Source organism: Aeromonas sp. 600948, assembly GCF_049174875.1.
Taxonomy (GTDB): Bacteria; Pseudomonadota; Gammaproteobacteria; order Enterobacterales; family Aeromonadaceae; genus Aeromonas; species Aeromonas veronii_A.
On sequence record NZ_JAAKTY010000007.1, the window covers coordinates 22,289 to 37,495 of the forward strand.

General features: G+C 60.6%; 16 protein-coding genes. 5 read left to right on the forward strand and 11 right to left on the reverse strand.

Going from position 1 to position 15,207, the window contains the following annotated elements; genetic code table 11:
- From G5182_RS08030 to G5182_RS08045, 4 genes are all read right to left on the reverse strand, one after another.
- Positions 1-1,281 (reverse strand): sigma 54-interacting transcriptional regulator, encoded by a 1,281-nt coding sequence (locus G5182_RS08030; protein WP_216952241.1) that lies wholly within the window; start codon positions 1,279-1,281, stop codon positions 1-3.
- Positions 1,278-1,796: a hypothetical protein gene (locus tag G5182_RS08035; protein WP_227341794.1), complete on the reverse strand. Its 519-nt coding sequence runs from the start codon at positions 1,794-1,796 to the stop codon at positions 1,278-1,280. The genes G5182_RS08030 and G5182_RS08035 overlap by 4 nt, the downstream gene beginning before the upstream one ends.
- Positions 1,793-3,202 (reverse strand): sensor histidine kinase, encoded by a 1,410-nt coding sequence (locus G5182_RS08040; protein ID WP_227342967.1) that lies wholly within the window; start codon positions 3,200-3,202, stop codon positions 1,793-1,795. Before G5182_RS08040 ends, G5182_RS08035 begins: the two co-directional genes overlap by 4 nt.
- 103 nt (positions 3,203-3,305) lie before the next feature.
- Positions 3,306-3,398: a YnhF family membrane protein gene (locus tag G5182_RS08045; RefSeq protein WP_216952243.1), complete on the reverse strand. Its 93-nt coding sequence runs from the start codon at positions 3,396-3,398 to the stop codon at positions 3,306-3,308.
- Positions 3,399-3,522: 124 nt separating this feature from the next.
- On the opposite strand from G5182_RS08045, the gene G5182_RS08050 reads away from it, so the two are divergent.
- The gene (locus tag G5182_RS08050; RefSeq protein WP_421254320.1) at positions 3,523-4,098 is read left to right on the forward strand and encodes a 2-amino-4-hydroxy-6-hydroxymethyldihydropteridine diphosphokinase; all 576 of its coding nucleotides are present in this window, start codon (positions 3,523-3,525) and stop codon (positions 4,096-4,098) included.
- Here G5182_RS08050 and G5182_RS08055 read toward each other — a convergent pair.
- On the reverse strand, positions 4,024-4,728 hold the full coding sequence (locus tag G5182_RS08055; RefSeq protein WP_227341792.1) for an SDR family oxidoreductase: 705 nt from the start codon (positions 4,726-4,728) through the stop codon (positions 4,024-4,026). The genes G5182_RS08050 and G5182_RS08055 overlap by 75 nt on opposite strands.
- Before the next feature lie 162 nt (positions 4,729-4,890).
- Here G5182_RS08055 and G5182_RS08060 point away from each other — a divergent pair, with 162 nt between their 5' ends.
- Entirely contained in the window at positions 4,891-5,295 is a 405-nt protein-coding gene (locus tag G5182_RS08060; RefSeq protein ID WP_005356342.1) for a CBS domain-containing protein, read from the forward strand.
- On the opposite strand, the gene G5182_RS08065 is transcribed toward G5182_RS08060, so the two are convergent.
- Positions 5,292-5,828 carry a DUF2301 domain-containing membrane protein gene (locus G5182_RS08065; protein ID WP_227341791.1) on the reverse strand — a complete coding sequence of 179 codons (537 nt, stop codon included), beginning with the start codon at positions 5,826-5,828 and terminating at the stop codon, positions 5,292-5,294. The two genes, G5182_RS08060 and G5182_RS08065, sit on opposite strands and share 4 nt — an antisense overlap.
- An 87-nt stretch (positions 5,829-5,915) precedes the next feature.
- Between G5182_RS08065 and G5182_RS08070 the strand changes: the two genes are divergently transcribed.
- Positions 5,916-6,680, forward strand: coding sequence for a substrate-binding periplasmic protein (locus G5182_RS08070; protein WP_227341790.1), 765 nt, complete (start codon positions 5,916-5,918; stop codon positions 6,678-6,680).
- 63 nt (positions 6,681-6,743) lie between these two features.
- Here the strand turns inward: G5182_RS08070 and asnC are convergent, their stop codons facing one another.
- The gene (gene asnC, locus G5182_RS08075; protein WP_005339783.1) at positions 6,744-7,205 is read right to left on the reverse strand and encodes a transcriptional regulator AsnC; all 462 of its coding nucleotides are present in this window, start codon (positions 7,203-7,205) and stop codon (positions 6,744-6,746) included.
- 154 nt (positions 7,206-7,359) lie between these two features.
- On the opposite strand from asnC, the gene asnA reads away from it, so the two are divergent.
- Entirely contained in the window at positions 7,360-8,352 is a 993-nt protein-coding gene (asnA, locus tag G5182_RS08080; RefSeq protein WP_058058982.1) for an aspartate--ammonia ligase, read from the forward strand.
- A gap of 212 nt (positions 8,353-8,564) precedes the next feature.
- On the opposite strand, the gene G5182_RS08085 is transcribed toward asnA, so the two are convergent.
- From G5182_RS08085 to rluD, 4 genes are all read right to left on the reverse strand, one after another.
- A complete protein-coding gene (locus tag G5182_RS08085) occupies positions 8,565-9,389 on the reverse strand; it encodes an MBL fold metallo-hydrolase (RefSeq protein ID WP_227341789.1) in 825 nt (274 codons plus the stop codon).
- A gap of 60 nt (positions 9,390-9,449) precedes the next feature.
- Positions 9,450-12,023, reverse strand: a complete 2,574-nt coding sequence (gene clpB, locus G5182_RS08090) for an ATP-dependent chaperone ClpB (RefSeq protein WP_227341788.1) — start codon at positions 12,021-12,023, stop codon at positions 9,450-9,452.
- A gap of 202 nt (positions 12,024-12,225) precedes the next feature.
- Positions 12,226-12,963, reverse strand: coding sequence for a peptidoglycan editing factor PgeF (pgeF, locus tag G5182_RS08095; RefSeq protein ID WP_227341787.1), 738 nt, complete (start codon positions 12,961-12,963; stop codon positions 12,226-12,228).
- 213 nt (positions 12,964-13,176) lie between these two features.
- Positions 13,177-14,157 carry a 23S rRNA pseudouridine(1911/1915/1917) synthase RluD gene (gene rluD, locus G5182_RS08100; RefSeq protein WP_227341786.1) on the reverse strand — a complete coding sequence of 327 codons (981 nt, stop codon included), beginning with the start codon at positions 14,155-14,157 and terminating at the stop codon, positions 13,177-13,179.
- A gap of 117 nt (positions 14,158-14,274) precedes the next feature.
- Between rluD and G5182_RS08105 the strand changes: the two genes are divergently transcribed.
- Complete coding sequence (locus G5182_RS08105; RefSeq protein WP_005339769.1) at positions 14,275-15,030, forward strand: outer membrane protein assembly factor BamD; 756 nt, start codon at positions 14,275-14,277, stop codon at positions 15,028-15,030.
- Positions 15,031-15,207 lie beyond the last annotated feature (177 nt).

A 15,207-nucleotide genomic window follows, 5' to 3' on the forward strand; every position in this document is an offset into this window, starting at 1 on the left:
TTATCCCTTCGATTTGAAGTTTGCTGCTTCGATACCGTGCCGATTCAATAACTTGTAAAAATCGGTGCGGTTTCTACCCGCCAGGTTGGCCGCCAGAGTCACGTTGCCCTCGGTAGTGCGCAGCAAACGGATCAGATATTCCTTCTCGAATTCGGCACGAGCCTCATTGAAGGAAGGGATGCCACCACCGCCGCCGCTCAGGGCGGACTCCACCATGGAGACCCCGATCACCGGGCTGCAACAGAGGCTGGCGAGTTGCTCCACCAGATTGCAGAGCTGACGCACGTTACCGGGCCAGGCAGCTGCGGCCAACATCGCCAGCGCCTCCGGCGAGAAGCCCATCGCGGCGCAGTCGCTGTGGCGGCAGCGATAATCATCCAGCGCCTGTCTGGCCAGCAGCGGAATGTCTTCACTGCGGGCACTGAGAGACGGTAAGGTGATATTGGCGACGTTGAGACGATAGAAGAGATCTTCCCGAAAGCGTCCCTCCTCCATCGCCTTGACCAGATCCTGATGGCTGGAGCTGAGCACACGCACCTCCGGCGTGCCCTGGCCATACTCCTCCATCACCTGCAGCAGCTTGGCCTGCAAGGATTCCGACAGGCTGCCAATTTCGTCGAGAAACAGGGTCGCCCCCTTGGCCTGCTCGAACAGCCCGGACTGACCATCTTCACCAAACAGTTGCAGATCGAGGGAAGCCCAGGGAATGGCGGCGCAGTTGATGGTATGGAGCGGCTTGTCGCGGCGCTGGCTGGCCTGGTGCAGCGCCTGCGCCATCGCCCCCTTGCCGGAGCCTGACGGCCCCATGATCAGTACCGGCACCTCCATGGTGGCGATGCTGTGAGCCTGGATCAGTAACTGTTCCAACTGGGGATTGCGGGTCAGGATCAGTGACTGCCACTCCTGCTGCTGTTTCGGCCGGGTCAGGCTGAGAGCATGCTCTATGGTGGCCAGCAGCTCATCCTTGTCAATGGGCTTGGTCAAAAAGCTGAAGACGCCGGAGCGGGTCGCCTGAATGGCATCCGGGATGGTGCCGTGGGCGGTCATGATGATCACCGGCAGCCCCAGCCACTGGGCCTGGATCCGCTCGAACAGCGCCAGACCGTCCATGCCCCCCATCCGCAGATCGCTCAGCACCAGATCGGCCCGCTGCTGGCGCAGCCGGTCGAGGGCTCCCTCCGCACTGTCGGCAGTATCCACCTCATAACCCTGACTGCGCAGCCGCATGCTCATCAGTTTGAGCAGGCTGACGTCATCATCCACCAGCAAGATCCGGCTCATGGTATTACCTCACGATGCTCGTTGAGCTTGCGCTGGTTGAGCTGGTCATCGATGGCGGTCAGCTGTTCGATCTGGCGACGCAACCGCTGGATCTCCTGACTCTGATCATCGCGTCGGCTGTCGCGAGCCAGCAGCTGTTCGCCGAGGGCAATCCAGCTGCGCAAAAATGCCTGCGCATCGAGACCCAGCTCGGGCAGCATCTGCTTCAGGCGCGCCAGCCCGGCGGTACGATTGGCCACCGATTCGGCCGGGTGGGAATCCACCATCGCCAGACTGACCCGGCTCTCCAGATCATCCGCCCCTTTCAGGCGTTGACGCTCCTGCATCCGCTGCTGGGGGTGACTGGCCAGCAACCAGTCGGAGTATTGCAGACGTACCTGCATCTCCTTGTTGGCAAACTCCATCCGCTTGGCAAAAGCGATATCGGTGGAGTTCTGCTGTTCGTGCTGTGGCAGCAGGGCGCAACCCGCGAGCAACCCCATCATCAGGGCTGGAAATACGCGCTGTATCTTCATAGTTCTCTTTTCAACGTCAACCTGAAGCAGACATCCGCCTGTTCATCTCTTACCAGAACCAACTCACCTCCGAGACTATGGGCAGACTCCCGTGCGATAGAGAGGCCCATACCAGAGCCTTTCAATACACCTTGTCGCACTGTACTGCCTTGTTCGAAGGGTTCAAAAATACGTTGCTGATCGGCAGCGGGGATCTCTGGCCCCTCGTTGGCTACCTCCAGCCAGCTTGTCTGTTCATCCTGCCCTGCCCTGATCCAGATATTGCCCCCGCTGGCGCCGTAACTGACAGCGTTGGAGAAGAGGTTATCGAGGATCAGTCTCAACCGGTAGGGCTCCGCCCACAGGGTAACCGGCCCGGTCGGCAAGTGTACACGGATCTGCTTGGACTCCAATGCCAACCGGTACTCGATGGTGAGTTCTGACAGCATGGGCAGCAGGGGGACAGATTCCAGCTCAAATGCCTCCTGCTGGGTGAGTCGATTGAAGTCGAGCAACCGCTCGATCAGGGTTTGCAAACGGCGACTGCTCTCGTCCAGCATCTGGCAGATCTCCAGCTGATCCGGCGTCAACGGCCCGACCAGCTGCTCGCAGAGCAGATCCGACCCCTCCCGCAGCACCGCTAGCGGGGTCTTGAGCTCGTGGGAAACATGACGCAGAAACTGGTACTTTTGCTGCTCCAGCTCCTTGAGCTTGTCGTAAAGCCAGAGGATCCGCTCCCCCAGCAACACCAGCTCGGCGGGGCCATCTACCGGCCTTGGATCCGGCTCGACCCCCGCCCCCAGGCTCAAGATGCGCGACTCAATCTGTCGTACCGGATGGATGATCAGGTAGGTGAAGATAAAGACCATCAGCAGGCTGAGCGCCGCTACAGCGCCGCTCACCCACCAGAGCTCCCTGGTCAGTCCGGCGATGGTGAGTCGCACCCGATCCATGTGTTCGTCAACCCGGCTGCGGGTGACCATCTCAAGCTGCTTGTTGGCATCGTTAAACAGCTCTAGCTTGTCCCCCGCCACCGCAGCCTGGGCCAGCGCGGCATCCTGCAAGCTGTCGAGCCAAGCCAGCCCCTGATCGAGCCCCCTGTAGAGCTGACCGTCGGAGATAGAGCTGCGATGTTCTGCCAGCAACACCCGATACCCGTCGAGTTGCTGCTGGTAGCTGGTGAGGCTGCGGCGATCACCCAGCACCGCGAAGCGGCGCAAGGTGCGTTCGATATCGATGGCCTGCGCCGTCAGTAGGGTGGCGCGGCGGGTATCCTTGACCGCCCGCTCCATCTCGTCGCTGGTGAGTTGGCTGAGGTGGGCAAGGGAGGTGCTGTTGTGCCAGATCATGCCGCCCAGCGGCATCAATACCAGCACGAATCCCATCAATACCACCTGCAGCAGGGAGCGTGGGCGAACCTTGGTCATCATCTCTTCTCTTGCGTTCTCACCGGTGCGCCAGCATAGCTGCACCGCCCAGAAAAACAAAACCGGCCAACAGGCCGGTTTGGATTATCTGGATTGTGGTGATTCACGCCAACGCGACAGAGGCCAGACAGATAATCATGATCAGCGCCAGCGCACCCGAAGCGGTCAACAGCGCCCATTTCAGCTCCACACTCATGCAAACCTCCTTTCTGCCAATCAGTGCCGGATCACAATAGATAAGACAATGTTAAGCCATAGTTAATCCGATAACCGTGAGCTGCGTATACATTTCAGATGAGCCCAACCCCGGGAAGGTCAGCATGTTCTATCTGTGTAGCATTGGTTCCAATATTGACCCGCATATCCATGTCAGCCGCGCGCTGGCCGAGCTGTTTGAGAACGTCGGTCCCCTTCGGCTGAGTTCGGTGATCCGCACCAAGCCGGTGGGAATGCACTCCAGCCACGACTTTCTCAACTGCCTGCTGGTGGTGGAGAGCCCGCTCGATACCGCCCGCCTCAAGCAGCACTTTGTCGCCCTCGAGGTGGCTCACGGCCGTGATCGCAGCGATCCGCTCTGCAAGGTGCACGACCGGCCACTCGACATCGATATTCTGGCCAGCAACAGGAGCGGTGACTTTGCCTCGGCAGAGGTCGATTCCTATCTGGCGGAGCTGCTGGCAGAGCTATACGGCCATGGCGAGGTGCATGACCCCAAGGTGGCGCTGCAAGTGACGCTCCCCGCCCAGTCGGGCAAGCTCAAACCCGGCAAGGGCTTGCTGACCCGGCAGGTCGGGCTGGGGCCGCTGGTGCTCGGCAACCCCTCAGAGGTTGGCCAGAGCACGCCCGCCATCTACCTTGATGCTGGCACCCGTCATATAACTGTTCCCCACCAGTAGCTGCACCGCCTGCCAGATGGGCTCAAGTCCACCCTCCCGCGCCAGCGGCGTTTTCGCCAACACCTGCTGGCGCCAGCTCTCGTCATGTTCATCGAGAAACAGGATCGGCCCTGGCTCTATGGTGTTGACCCGAACCGTGGGCGCCAGCTCGCGGGCAAAGCTCATGGCCAGCGAATGGGCTCCCGCCTTGGTGGCCACATAGCTGGCAAAACGGGGGGCCGGGGCATGGATATAGATATCGGTGATGTGAATGATGCTGGCGTTGGGGTTGCTGGCAAGCTGAGGGGCCAGCGCCCGGTTAAGCTGGAAGGGGGCCGCCATGTGTACCCGGTAGAACTGCTCGAACTGGGCCAGTTGCGCCGCCGGATCAGTTGCCTGAGGTTCGAAAGCAGAGGCGTTGTGGATCACCAGCGCCAGATCCTGATGGGCAGCCAGCACACCGATCAGCTTGCCAACGTCCTCTTCCCGGCCAAAATCCGCCTGCACCAGTTCGACCCCCAATGCAGCCAGCGTGGCCAGCTCCGGCCGCTCGCTGCGATAGCTGCCCGTCACCTGCCAACCCGCTGCCACCAGCTGTTCACAGAGATAAAATCCGAGTCGACGGCCACAGCCCGTTACCAATGCACGCATATGATCTCCTTTCCCTTTCATGGTCTTGCATGAACGAAGCCCGCCTGCCAGCGGATCACCGCCGATGGCCGGTGCCTATCAATCTCTGCGGCACAAGCCATTGGTCGCGGGCCACCCACCCGCGTCATAGTGGCGGCATCCCCCTCTTGCGGAGTCACCACCATGCTGAAAGTACACCACCACATGGGTCGCCTGACCCACTCCCTCACTGCCGGACTCGGCCTGGCCGAGGCGCTGGATCGCCTGCATCAATCGGGTCTTGGCGGCCTGCCGGTGCTGGATGAGCAAAAACGGCTTATCGGCTTTCTTTCCGAACAAGATTGCATCCCCAGCCTGCTCACCGGCAGCTACCACTGCGATACCCGCACCCGGGTGGAGGATCTGATGAACCGCTCGCCCCTCTCGGTCGGGCCGGATGAGAGCATTCTGGATCTGGCTCGCCAGATGGCCGATGCCAAGCCCAAGATCTACCCGGTGCTGCAACAGGGCAAGGTGATCGGCATCATCAGCCGCCGTCAGGTGATGCAGGCCCTCAACCAGCAGATGAAGGTGTGCCAGCAGACCTAGATCTGGTAACGCCCCTTGTCACCGATATCGAAGTGCAGGGGCATCCGCCACTTGGCCAGCGCCAGCAAGGTCAACAGGGCCCCGCATACCAGCGCCACCAGTGCGGCGGCCCACTCCACCCGCAACCACTCCAGCAGCCATAACGCCGGCAGCAAAATGGGCACCAGTTTGATGCCGGGAATCGAGAAGCAAAACTGCTCCTTGAACGCCAGCCCGGAGAGGGTCGCCAAGGCCGCTCCCAGCACCAGCGCATCCGGCGCCCCCACCGCAGCCAGGGCCAACGCGCCCCACCCAAACCCCTGCAGAATCAGGCGAATCCGCTTGTCGTAGATATGCAGCGAGAAGCCGCATATTGCGCTTGCCACTGCCAGCGACACCAACCATTGTGCCGACGGGAGCAGTGCCATCCCGCTCAGCAGCGCCGCACCGCGGCAAAGCAGCAACAGGGCAGCCGCACTCAAGCCAAGGCGGTAGAGCGAGACGGTCAACTTGTCGATCCCGTCCAGCGGGCTCTCGATTTCAGGATTTGCCATAAACAGTCGCTTCTAACGGATCAGGTGCCATCCAATATACTGGAATCAGGTCTTGGAATATCTTCAAACGGGCTCAGGAGACGTAGTTTGCGTGTGATCCCCCTGTTTTGGTTGCTGTTTCCACTCGGATTGCCCGCCAAAGAGCTGGTGATCTGCGGCACCATGGAGCCCCCGCTCAAGTTTCTCGATGCCGATCAGAAACCCCGCGGGCTCGATATAGACATCGTCACCGCCATCTTCGACAAGCTGGAGACGCCCTTTCGGATCGAGCTGGCCGACTCCGGTGCCCGCCTCACCCGCAACGCCGAAACAGGCGCCTGCGATCTGGTGATGACCCACTCCTACAAGGCAGAGCGGGAGAGTTATCTCATCTATCCCCAACAGGCCCATCTTCGCCACAGCTGGCACTTCTTCGTGCGCAAGGCAGACCTGATGAAGATCCGCTACGAAACGCTGGCCGATCTCAAACCCTGGCGCATCGGCGTGACCAGGGATTTCTCCTATACCCCTGAACTGGCAGCGGCCATGACCGACCCGGCCTATCAGTTTCAGGAGATCACCATGAACCAGCTGCAACTGCGTAAACTGCTGGCCGGACGGATCGATACCGTGCCCATGCCGCTGGTCACCGCCTTCACCCAGATCAAGGAGGAGGGGCTGACGGGCAAGGTCGATTACCTGCCAAAACCGCTCAAGAGCAGCCCCTACTTCAACACCTGGGCCCGCGCACGAGCGGATGCACAGACCCCCGCCCTGATGGCGGCCTACGATGCCGAACTGCTGCGCATGAAGCGCAACGGCAGCCTCAAGGCCCTCTACGACAAGTACGCCATCCCCTATATCGAACCCTGATCAAGGGGTCAGGGTTTCGCACGGGAGATGGATCTCTATGCCCTCCCCCTTATGCACTCCGACTCAAGGTTTCACGTCCCGCAGGATCGGATTCTGCAGCGAAATCAGGGTTTCAGTGGATTGGATCTCGTCGATGGTCTGGATCTTGTTGATCAGCACTATCTGCAGCTCGTCGATGGAGCGGGTCATCACCTTCATGAAGATGCTGTAGTGGCCGGTGGTGTAGTAGGCCTCCACCACCTCGTCCAGCGCCTGCAGCTTGGCCAGTGCCGAGGGGTAATCCTTGGCGCTCTTCAGATTGATCCCGATAAAGCAGCAGACGTCGTAACCCAGCTTCTTGGGGTTAACCTGCACCCGTGTCCCCTCGATGATCCCCGCCTGTTTCATCTTCTCCACCCGCACATGGATGGTGCCCGGGCTGACCGCCAGTTGTTTCGCAAGTTCTGCGTAAGGGATCCGCGCATTCTCCATCAGAGCGGTGAGGATGGCCTGATCGAGATTATCGATTCGGTAATTTTCCGGCATTTTTTTGCACTCCCGTTGACGATACCTCATTAAATGACGGCTTATTTTGAAGAAAAAAATACACAAAGCCTATTTCTATTATCGAATATTGAATTTAGTTGGCATTCCGTTGAAGAATCACCACATCCAACGGGGTTTGAAACAGGAATTCAGCATGAAACAGCACTACATTCGCAGCCAACAGCAGATCAGCTTCGTCAAAGAGATGTTCTCCCGCCAACTCGCCCAACAACTGGGTTTGATGGAGGTGCAAGCCCCCATTCTGAGCCGGGTCGGTGATGGCACTCAGGACAACCTCTCTGGCCACGAGAATGCAGTGCAGGTCAAAGTGAAGACCCTGCCGGAGCACAGCTACGAAGTGGTCCATTCACTGGCCAAATGGAAGCGCCAGACCCTGGGTCGCTTCGGCTTCGGCCCGGGCGAAGGGATCTACACCCACATGAAGGCGCTGCGTCCGGACGAGGATCGCCTCACCCCCATCCACTCGGTCTACGTGGATCAGTGGGACTGGGAGAAGGTGATGCCGAGCGAGCGCCGCGATCTCGCCTATCTGCAAGAAACCGTGCGCGGCATCTGGGCCGCCATCAAGGCTACCGAGCGCGCGGTCTGCGCCGAGCATGAGCTGACCCCCTTCCTGCCGGCCGAGATCCAGTTCCTGCACAGCGAAGAGCTGCTGGCCCGTTACCCGGACCTCGATGCCAAGGGGCGCGAGCGTGCCATCGCCAAAGAGCTGGGCGCCGTGTTCCTGATCGGCATCGGCGGTGCCCTCTCCCACGGCGAACGCCACGATGTACGCGCCCCGGACTATGACGACTGGAGCAGCCACAGCGAGCTGGGTCTGGCAGGCCTGAACGGTGACATTCTGGTGTGGAACCCGGTACTGCAAGACAGCTTCGAGATCTCCTCCATGGGGATCCGGGTCGATGCCGAGGCACTGCGCCGCCAACTGGCCATCACAGGCGACGAGGATCGCCTGCAGTACGACTGGCATCAGGATCTGCTGGCAGCACGGATGCCGCAAACCATCGGCGGCGGCATCGGCCAATCCCGTCTGGCCATGCTGCTGCTGCAAAAAGAGCATATCGGCCAAGTCCAGGTCGGCGTCTGGCCGGCCGAGATGAAAGCCGCCGTGCAAGGCATGCTGTAACGAATGAAAGCCATGCCGGCGTCATCGCCGCCGGCATGGCAACAGGCAGGTGGCCGTCGGGGTTGAGCGAGCGCATCCCCGGCAGGCTGTAAGAGGCGAGGCCAGCAGTGGCCGCGCTTCGCAATCGGGGGCTTGCCCCTGCGACCCGCTCAACCCACGCAAGGTCGCGTCACTACATTCCTCCCGGCAATCTTCGGATTGCCGTTTTTTTTTTACGCCGAAAAACTGTGCTCAAAACCAGCCCCGATCTGGCACTGGTGCGGCAACTCCGCCTTTCTGCTGCCGGTGCAGTGACAGGCAAACAACCGCTCCACCGCCTCTTCCTGCAGATAGGCACCGAGCACCTCCGCCCGCTCTGGGCCGGAAAACTTCAGGTGCAGGCCGCCGATGACGGCGTGGATCCGCTCGTCGCCACACACCTCCTTGGCCCGCTCGATGATGTTCTCGACCCCGGCGTGGCCGCAGCCGATAAAGACGATGAGTCCCTGCTCACTCTTGTAGGCCAGCGCCGAGTCGTCGCTGATCAGATCTTTCTCTACCCGTCCGCCCCGCACTATGTAACCAAGCAAGGAAGGTGCAGCCCGGTCACGCCGCATGATGCTACTGAGAAACACCAGACGATCCGAAAGCCACACCGGCTCGGCCGAGCAATGGGGGAGCAAACCTCTGGCCGGCAGCGACTCCCGAGCCAGCGCCCCCGACAGGCGATAGAGGTTGCGTCGCCAGAAGGGCAGCGACAGGAAGTAGCCCCGCTCGCAAAACACGTCCGGACAGGCGATGAGCGGGATGGGTCTTGGATAGACGGGCAGCGAGCCGACCCCGCCCACATGGTCATAATGACCGTGGGAGAGCACCACATGGGTGAGCGAGGCGAGATCGATCCCCATCACGGCGGCGTTGTGGCACAGCGCCCGGCCACGGCCGCTATCAAACAGCACCCTGAGGCCGTCACACTCCAGCAGCAGCGCCAACCCTCGCTCGGGCAGACAGCCTGGCAGATGAACGTCGTCATCCACCAGCACGGAAAACTTCAGCATCTCGCTTCCCCTGAAAACAAAACGCAGGCACAAGGCCTGCGTTTTTCATCGACAATCCCGTTACTGGGTCATGGTGAGGCCGTTGCTGTCGGCCCCCAGCACCAGTTTTTTGCCCGGCACGATGCGGCCGGAGAGCAGGGCCTGCGCCAGCGGGTTCTCAACCTTCTGCTGGATCGCCCGTTTGAGAGGCCGCGCCCCGTAGACGGGGTCGAACCCGGCATGCACCAGCTTCTCGAGCAGCGCTTCGCTCACCTCCACCTCGTAACCCTGAGCCTCCAGTCGGCCCATCAGGCTCTTGAGCTGGATGCGGGCGATGGACTTGATGTGATCCTCGCCAAGCGGATGGAACACCACGGTCTCGTCGATCCGGTTGATAAATTCCGGCCGGAAACTGCGGGTCAGCACATCCATCAGCATGGCCTTCATCTCGTCGTAATCCTTCTCTGAGTGGTGCTCCTGAATCAGATCCGACCCGAGGTTGGAGGTCATGATCACCACCGAGTTACGGAAATCGACGGTCCGACCCTGACCATCTGTCAGACGGCCATCATCGAGCACCTGCAACAGGATGTTGAACACATCCGGATGCGCCTTCTCCACCTCGTCCAGCAGGATCACCGAGTAGGGACGACGGCGCACCGCCTCGGTCAGATAACCACCCTCTTCATAACCCACGTATCCGGGAGGCGCCCCCACCAGACGGGCCACACTGTGTTTCTCCATGAACTCGGACATATCGATCCGCACCATGGCATCCTGGGTATCGAACAGGAACTCGGCCAGTGCCTTGCACAGCTCGGTCTTGCCCACCCCGGTGGGCCCCAGGAACAGGAAGGAGCCGATGGGGCGATTCGGATCTGAGAGCCCGGCACGGGAGCGACGAATGGCGTTGGAAACCGCATCGACCGCCTCCTCCTGACCAATCACCCGGCTGTGCAACTGATCTTCCATCCGCAGCAGCTTGTCGCGCTCTCCTTCCAGCATGCGGGCGACCGGAATACCGGTCCAGCGCGCCAGGACGTCTGCAATCTCCACGTCGGTGACCCGGTTGCGCAGCAGACTGGTCTCCTGCATCTCGGCCTGAGTGGCGAGATCCAGCTGTTTCTCCAGCTCCGGAATGCGGCCGTACTGCAGCTCGGACATCCGACCCAGGTCGCCTGCGCGGCGCGCCACGTCGAGATCCTGACGGGCCTGCTCCAGCGCAGCCTTGATATGCTGGGTACCGGCGAGGGCGGCTTTCTCGGCCTTCCACACTTCGTCCAGCTCGTTGTATTCCCGATCTTTTTCGCCAATCTCCTGATTGATCAGCTCCAGACGCTTGCGGCTGGCGTCGTCGTCCTCCTTCATCAGCGCCTGCTGCTCCAGCTTGAGCTGGATGATGCGCCGCTCGAGGCGATCGAGCGCCTCCGGCTTGGAGTCGATCTGCAACCGGATGCTGGCTGCCGCCTCGTCGATAAGGTCGATGGCCTTGTCCGGCAACTGACGATCCGCAATGTAGCGGTGCGACAACTGGGCCGCCGCCACGATGGCGGGGTCGGTGATCTGCACATGGTGGTGCAGCTCGTAACGCTCTTTCAGGCCGCGCAGGATGGCGATGGTATCTTCGACTGTCGGCTCTTCCACCAGCACCTTCTGGAAACGGCGCTCCAGCGCGGCATCCTTCTCGATAAACTGGCGATACTCGTCCAGGGTGGTGGCACCGACGCAGTGCAGCTCGCCCCGTGCCAGCGCAGGCTTGAGCATGTTGCCCGCATCCATGGCCCCTTCGCCCTTGCCGGCGCCGACCATGGTGTGCAGCTCGTCGATGAAGAGGATGACGTTGCCCTCCTCCTTGGCGAGATCGCTCAGCACGGCCTTGAGCCGCTCCTCGAACTCGCCGCGATATTTGGCACCGGCCACCAGCGCCCCCATGTCCAGCGACAGCACCCGCTTGTTCTTGAGCCCCTCCGGCACCTCGCCGTTGATGATGCGCTGGGCCAGACCTTCGACGATGGCGGTTTTACCGACACCGGGTGCCCCGATCAGCACGGGGTTGTTCTTGGTACGGCGTTGCAGCACCTGAATGGTGCGGCGGATCTCGTCATCCCGGCCGATCACCGGGTCGAGCTTGCCGAGTTCGGCCCGCTCGGTCAGATCGATGGTGTATTTCTCCAGCGCCTGGCGGTTCTCCTCGGCGTTGGCATCCTCCACCTTCTTGCCACCACGCACCTTGTCGATGGCCGCTTCGAGTTTCTCTTTGGTCAGCCCCTGAGCGCGCAGCAGCTCGCCCAGCGTACCCTTGTCGTCGAGGGCCGCCAGCACGAACAGTTCGGATGAGATGAACTGATCCTTGCGCTGCTGGGCCAGCTTGTCGCAGACGTTGAGCAGACGGCCGAGGCCGTTGGAAAGCTGTACATCCCCTTCCACACCGCTGACGCGCGGCAGGCGATCCAGCTCCTCGCCGAGGCGGGAGCGCAGGGCATTGATATCCATCCCGGTCAGGGTGAGCAACGGACGGATAGAGCCGCCATCCTGATTGACCAGTGCGGTCATCAGGTGAACGGGTTCGATGAATTGGTGGTCACGACCCAGTGCCAAAGACTGGGCATCGGAAATAGCAATCTGGAATTTGCTGGTAAGGCGATCGAGGCGCATTGCACTCCCCCTTCAAACAGGCAGACGCCGCTTGCGCGGCAAACAACATAACTTTCTGAGATGAAAGATGAGGCCCGTACGGGCTATTTCAAGGGCTGTGACTGGTTATTTTTTCTGCAAAGCGGGGAGGGGACAGGATCACCGCCTCTCTCATACGGATCTGTTCTTGAAAGAGACGGGCTATTACTTGGCGGGTGATTGCTTAGCGGGCCAACCAGATGAGGGAGGCCATCCGGCCGGTCTGGCCATCGCGACGATAAGAGTAGAACTGCTCGCTGTCGCTGAAGGTGCAGTATTCGCCGCCATAGACGGCGGTAACGCCAGCGCGGGCGAGGCGCAGCCTAGCCAGTTGGTAGATATCCGCCAGCCATTTGCCGTCGTTGGTGGAAGGCACGAAAGCCGCGACCGCTTCAGCCTGCTCAGCCATAAAGGCTTCGCGCACCTCTCCCCCCACTTCAAATGCAGTGGGGCCAATGGCCGGGCCCATCCAGGCCAGGATCTCGCCCGGCTCGCAGACCATGGCGGCGATACTCGCCTCCAGCACGCCCTCTTTCAGTCCACGCCAGCCAGCATGGGCGGCGGCCACCACTGTGCCTGCCCGATCGCAGAACAGCACCGGCAGACAGTCGGCGGTCATCACGATGCAGGCCTGATCCGCCTCATGGGCGCAGGCGGCATCGGCATCCGGCGCCTGCTCATAATGGCTGCTGACTGGATGAACCACGGTGCCGTGCACCTGATTGAGCCAGTTAAGGGGCCCCGGGATGGCGGCCGCCTGCTGCAGCCGGGCCCGATTGGCCTCGACTCGCACCGGTTCATCCCCCACATGGGCGCCCAGATTGAGACCGGCAAAGACCCCTTCGCTGACGCCACCGTCACGGGTGGTCGAAAGCGCCCGGACGCGCGCTGGCGCAGGCCAGTCGGGTTCAATCCATTTCATTGCTCACTCCTTCACGCTCTATCGTTCAAATGGAAACGGGGCTCTTGGCTGCAACCAGTCAAGACGCCCCGTTTCAAGGTTCTGTGTGCTACGCGCTGTATCGGCGGGTTACGGCAGAAGTTGTCGCAATACCGCCAGATTCATCACCCTTTCCAGACCAGCTCGTCCAGGTTGGCGAGGGCTATTCAGGAGTGCAGTGCCTCAATCAAGCCACTATTTCCAGACCAATTCATCCGGATTGGCGAGGGTGTCGGCACGCAGCACCTCCATCAGCGCCACCATGTCTTGCGGCGTGGGGGAGTGCCACTGCATCACTTCACCCGTGATGGGATGAGCCAGCTGCAGCATGGTGGCGTGCAGCGCCTGACGATGGAAGTTGCGCAGCGCCTCGGTCAGCTCGGGGGTCGCGTTGCGCAGCGGGCGCAGACGGCCACCGTAGGCGGGATCCCCCACCAGCGGGTGTTTGATGTGCGCCATGTGGACACGGATCTGGTGGGTACGGCCGGTTTCCAGACGCAGACGCAGACGGGTGTGGCCACGGAACTTCTCGTGCACCCGGTAGTGGGTCACAGAGGGGCGGCCATTGGGCACCACGGCCATATGGGTACGCTGGGTCGGGTGACGGCCTATGGGCGCATCAACCGTACCACCTGCGGTCATGTGACCGATGGCGATCGCTTCGTACTCACGGGTGATCTGGCGCGCCTGCAACGCTTCCACCAGATGGGTCTGGGCGGGTACGGTTTTGGCAACCACCATCAAACCAGTGGTGTCTTTATCCAGACGGTGCACGATACCGGCGCGGGGCACCTCGGCAATGCCGGGGTAGCGGTGCAGCAGGGCGTTGAGGATGGTGCCATCCGGCGTACCTGCGCCCGGGTGAACCACCAGACCGGCCGGTTTGTCGATCACCAGAATGTGTTCATCTTCATAAACAATGTTGAGCTCGATATCCTGGGCATCCCAGCGAGTATCATCTTCCAGCTCGACATTCACATGCACCTGCTGCCCGGCCAGAATCTTCTCGCGCGGGGTGTTGGCAACCTGACCGTCCAGGGTCACTCTGTCCTGTAAAATCCACTCCTTGATGCGGGTGCGGGAGTAGTCTGGAAACAATTCGGCCAGGGCCTGGTCGAGTCGCTGCCCGAATTGGTGATCCTGGAATTCGCCTGTCAGTTCAATATGCTGGCTCATGTATGGTCTCTTGAGCGGGGGGTATCAATTCGAAATAATCCGGGTATTCTAGCTTTTCTTTTAGCCAAGCATAACGGATACTTTGCCAATTTCGTGGAAATGGACCGGATGTTGTTGATGGGAAAGAAGTCTCACCTGCTGATGTCGCTCGCCTTGGTCGCTACCTTGATCACAGGCTGTTCCAGCACCAAACCCAAGGTACCCGACGAACCGCCGGAGACCCTGTACCAGAAAGCACGCCTCAAACTGGACGTTGGCAATTACGTGCAAGCCACTGAATTGCTGGAGGCTTTGGACTCTCGCTATCCGTTCGGTGCCTACTCCAACCAGGTGCAGCTTGACCTCATCTATGCCTACTACAAGCAGGATGATACCGCTCAGGCGATCGCCAATATCGACCGTTTTATCCGCCTCAATCCGGCGCATAAAAATATCGATTACGTCTTCTATATGCGCGGCCTGACCAACATGGCGGCGGATTACAACTTCTTCCAGAGCCTGTTCGGTATCGGTCGGGACGACAAAGACCCTGCTTATGCCCGTCAGGCATTCCAGGACTTCAAGACCCTGCTGCAGAACTACCCCAACAGTGTCTATGCCGCCGATGCCCGCGCCCGCATGATTGGCCTGAAGAATCGTCTGGCCCGATATGACCTGAGCGTGGCCGAGTATTACGTGAAGCGTGATGCACTGGTCGCAGCCGCCAACCGGGCCAAGCTGATTGTCGAAACCTACCCCGACACAGCCGAAACCGAGAAGGCACTGGAGATCATGGTCGAGTCTTACGACGCCCTGAAGATGCCGCAGCTGGCCAAGCATGCCCGCGAAGTGCTGGCCAAGAACTACCCGGAGAACCGCCTCGGCCGTGGCTGAGTGATACGGATAAACCGGTAATAAAAAAACCGATGCCAAGGCATCGGTTTTTTTATCTTTGCAATCCACCAATCCGGCTGGGTGAAGTTCCTGCAACCCATAGCGGTCGCGGCCCCTCACACCCCATCTATCCCATTCATTAGCCACCTGCGAGATGGCCGCATCGTGAAGTTCGCT

What these genes read in the sequence shown, in the direction of transcription:
- G5182_RS08035 (WP_227341794.1), bottom strand. Translation starts at nt 1,796, where the DNA reads ATGAAGATACAGCGCGTATTTCCAGCCCTGATGATGGGGTTGCTCGCG.
- G5182_RS08040 (WP_227342967.1), bottom strand. Translation starts at nt 3,202, where the DNA reads ATGACCAAGGTTCGCCCACGCTCCCTGCTGCAGGTGGTATTGATGGGA.
- G5182_RS08060 (WP_005356342.1), top strand. Translation starts at nt 4,891, where the DNA reads ATGCTGAAAGTACACCACCACATGGGTCGCCTGACCCACTCCCTCACT.
- G5182_RS08050 (WP_421254320.1), top strand. Translation starts at nt 3,523, where the DNA reads ATGTTCTATCTGTGTAGCATTGGTTCCAATATTGACCCGCATATCCAT.
- pgeF (WP_227341787.1), bottom strand. Translation starts at nt 12,963, where the DNA reads ATGAAATGGATTGAACCCGACTGGCCTGCGCCAGCGCGCGTCCGGGCG.
- G5182_RS08055 (WP_227341792.1), bottom strand. Translation starts at nt 4,728, where the DNA reads ATGCGTGCATTGGTAACGGGCTGTGGCCGTCGACTCGGATTTTATCTC.
- rluD (WP_227341786.1), bottom strand. Translation starts at nt 14,157, where the DNA reads ATGAGCCAGCATATTGAACTGACAGGCGAATTCCAGGATCACCAATTC.
- G5182_RS08030 (WP_216952241.1), bottom strand. Translation starts at nt 1,281, where the DNA reads ATGAGCCGGATCTTGCTGGTGGATGATGACGTCAGCCTGCTCAAACTG.
- asnA (WP_058058982.1), top strand. Translation starts at nt 7,360, where the DNA reads ATGAAACAGCACTACATTCGCAGCCAACAGCAGATCAGCTTCGTCAAA.
- G5182_RS08065 (WP_227341791.1), bottom strand. Translation starts at nt 5,828, where the DNA reads ATGGCAAATCCTGAAATCGAGAGCCCGCTGGACGGGATCGACAAGTTG.
- asnC (WP_005339783.1), bottom strand. Translation starts at nt 7,205, where the DNA reads ATGCCGGAAAATTACCGAATCGATAATCTCGATCAGGCCATCCTCACC.
- G5182_RS08045 (WP_216952243.1), bottom strand. Translation starts at nt 3,398, where the DNA reads ATGAGTGTGGAGCTGAAATGGGCGCTGTTGACCGCTTCGGGTGCGCTG.
- G5182_RS08085 (WP_227341789.1), bottom strand. Translation starts at nt 9,389, where the DNA reads ATGCTGAAGTTTTCCGTGCTGGTGGATGACGACGTTCATCTGCCAGGC.
- G5182_RS08105 (WP_005339769.1), top strand. Translation starts at nt 14,275, where the DNA reads ATGGGAAAGAAGTCTCACCTGCTGATGTCGCTCGCCTTGGTCGCTACC.
- clpB (WP_227341788.1), bottom strand. Translation starts at nt 12,023, where the DNA reads ATGCGCCTCGATCGCCTTACCAGCAAATTCCAGATTGCTATTTCCGAT.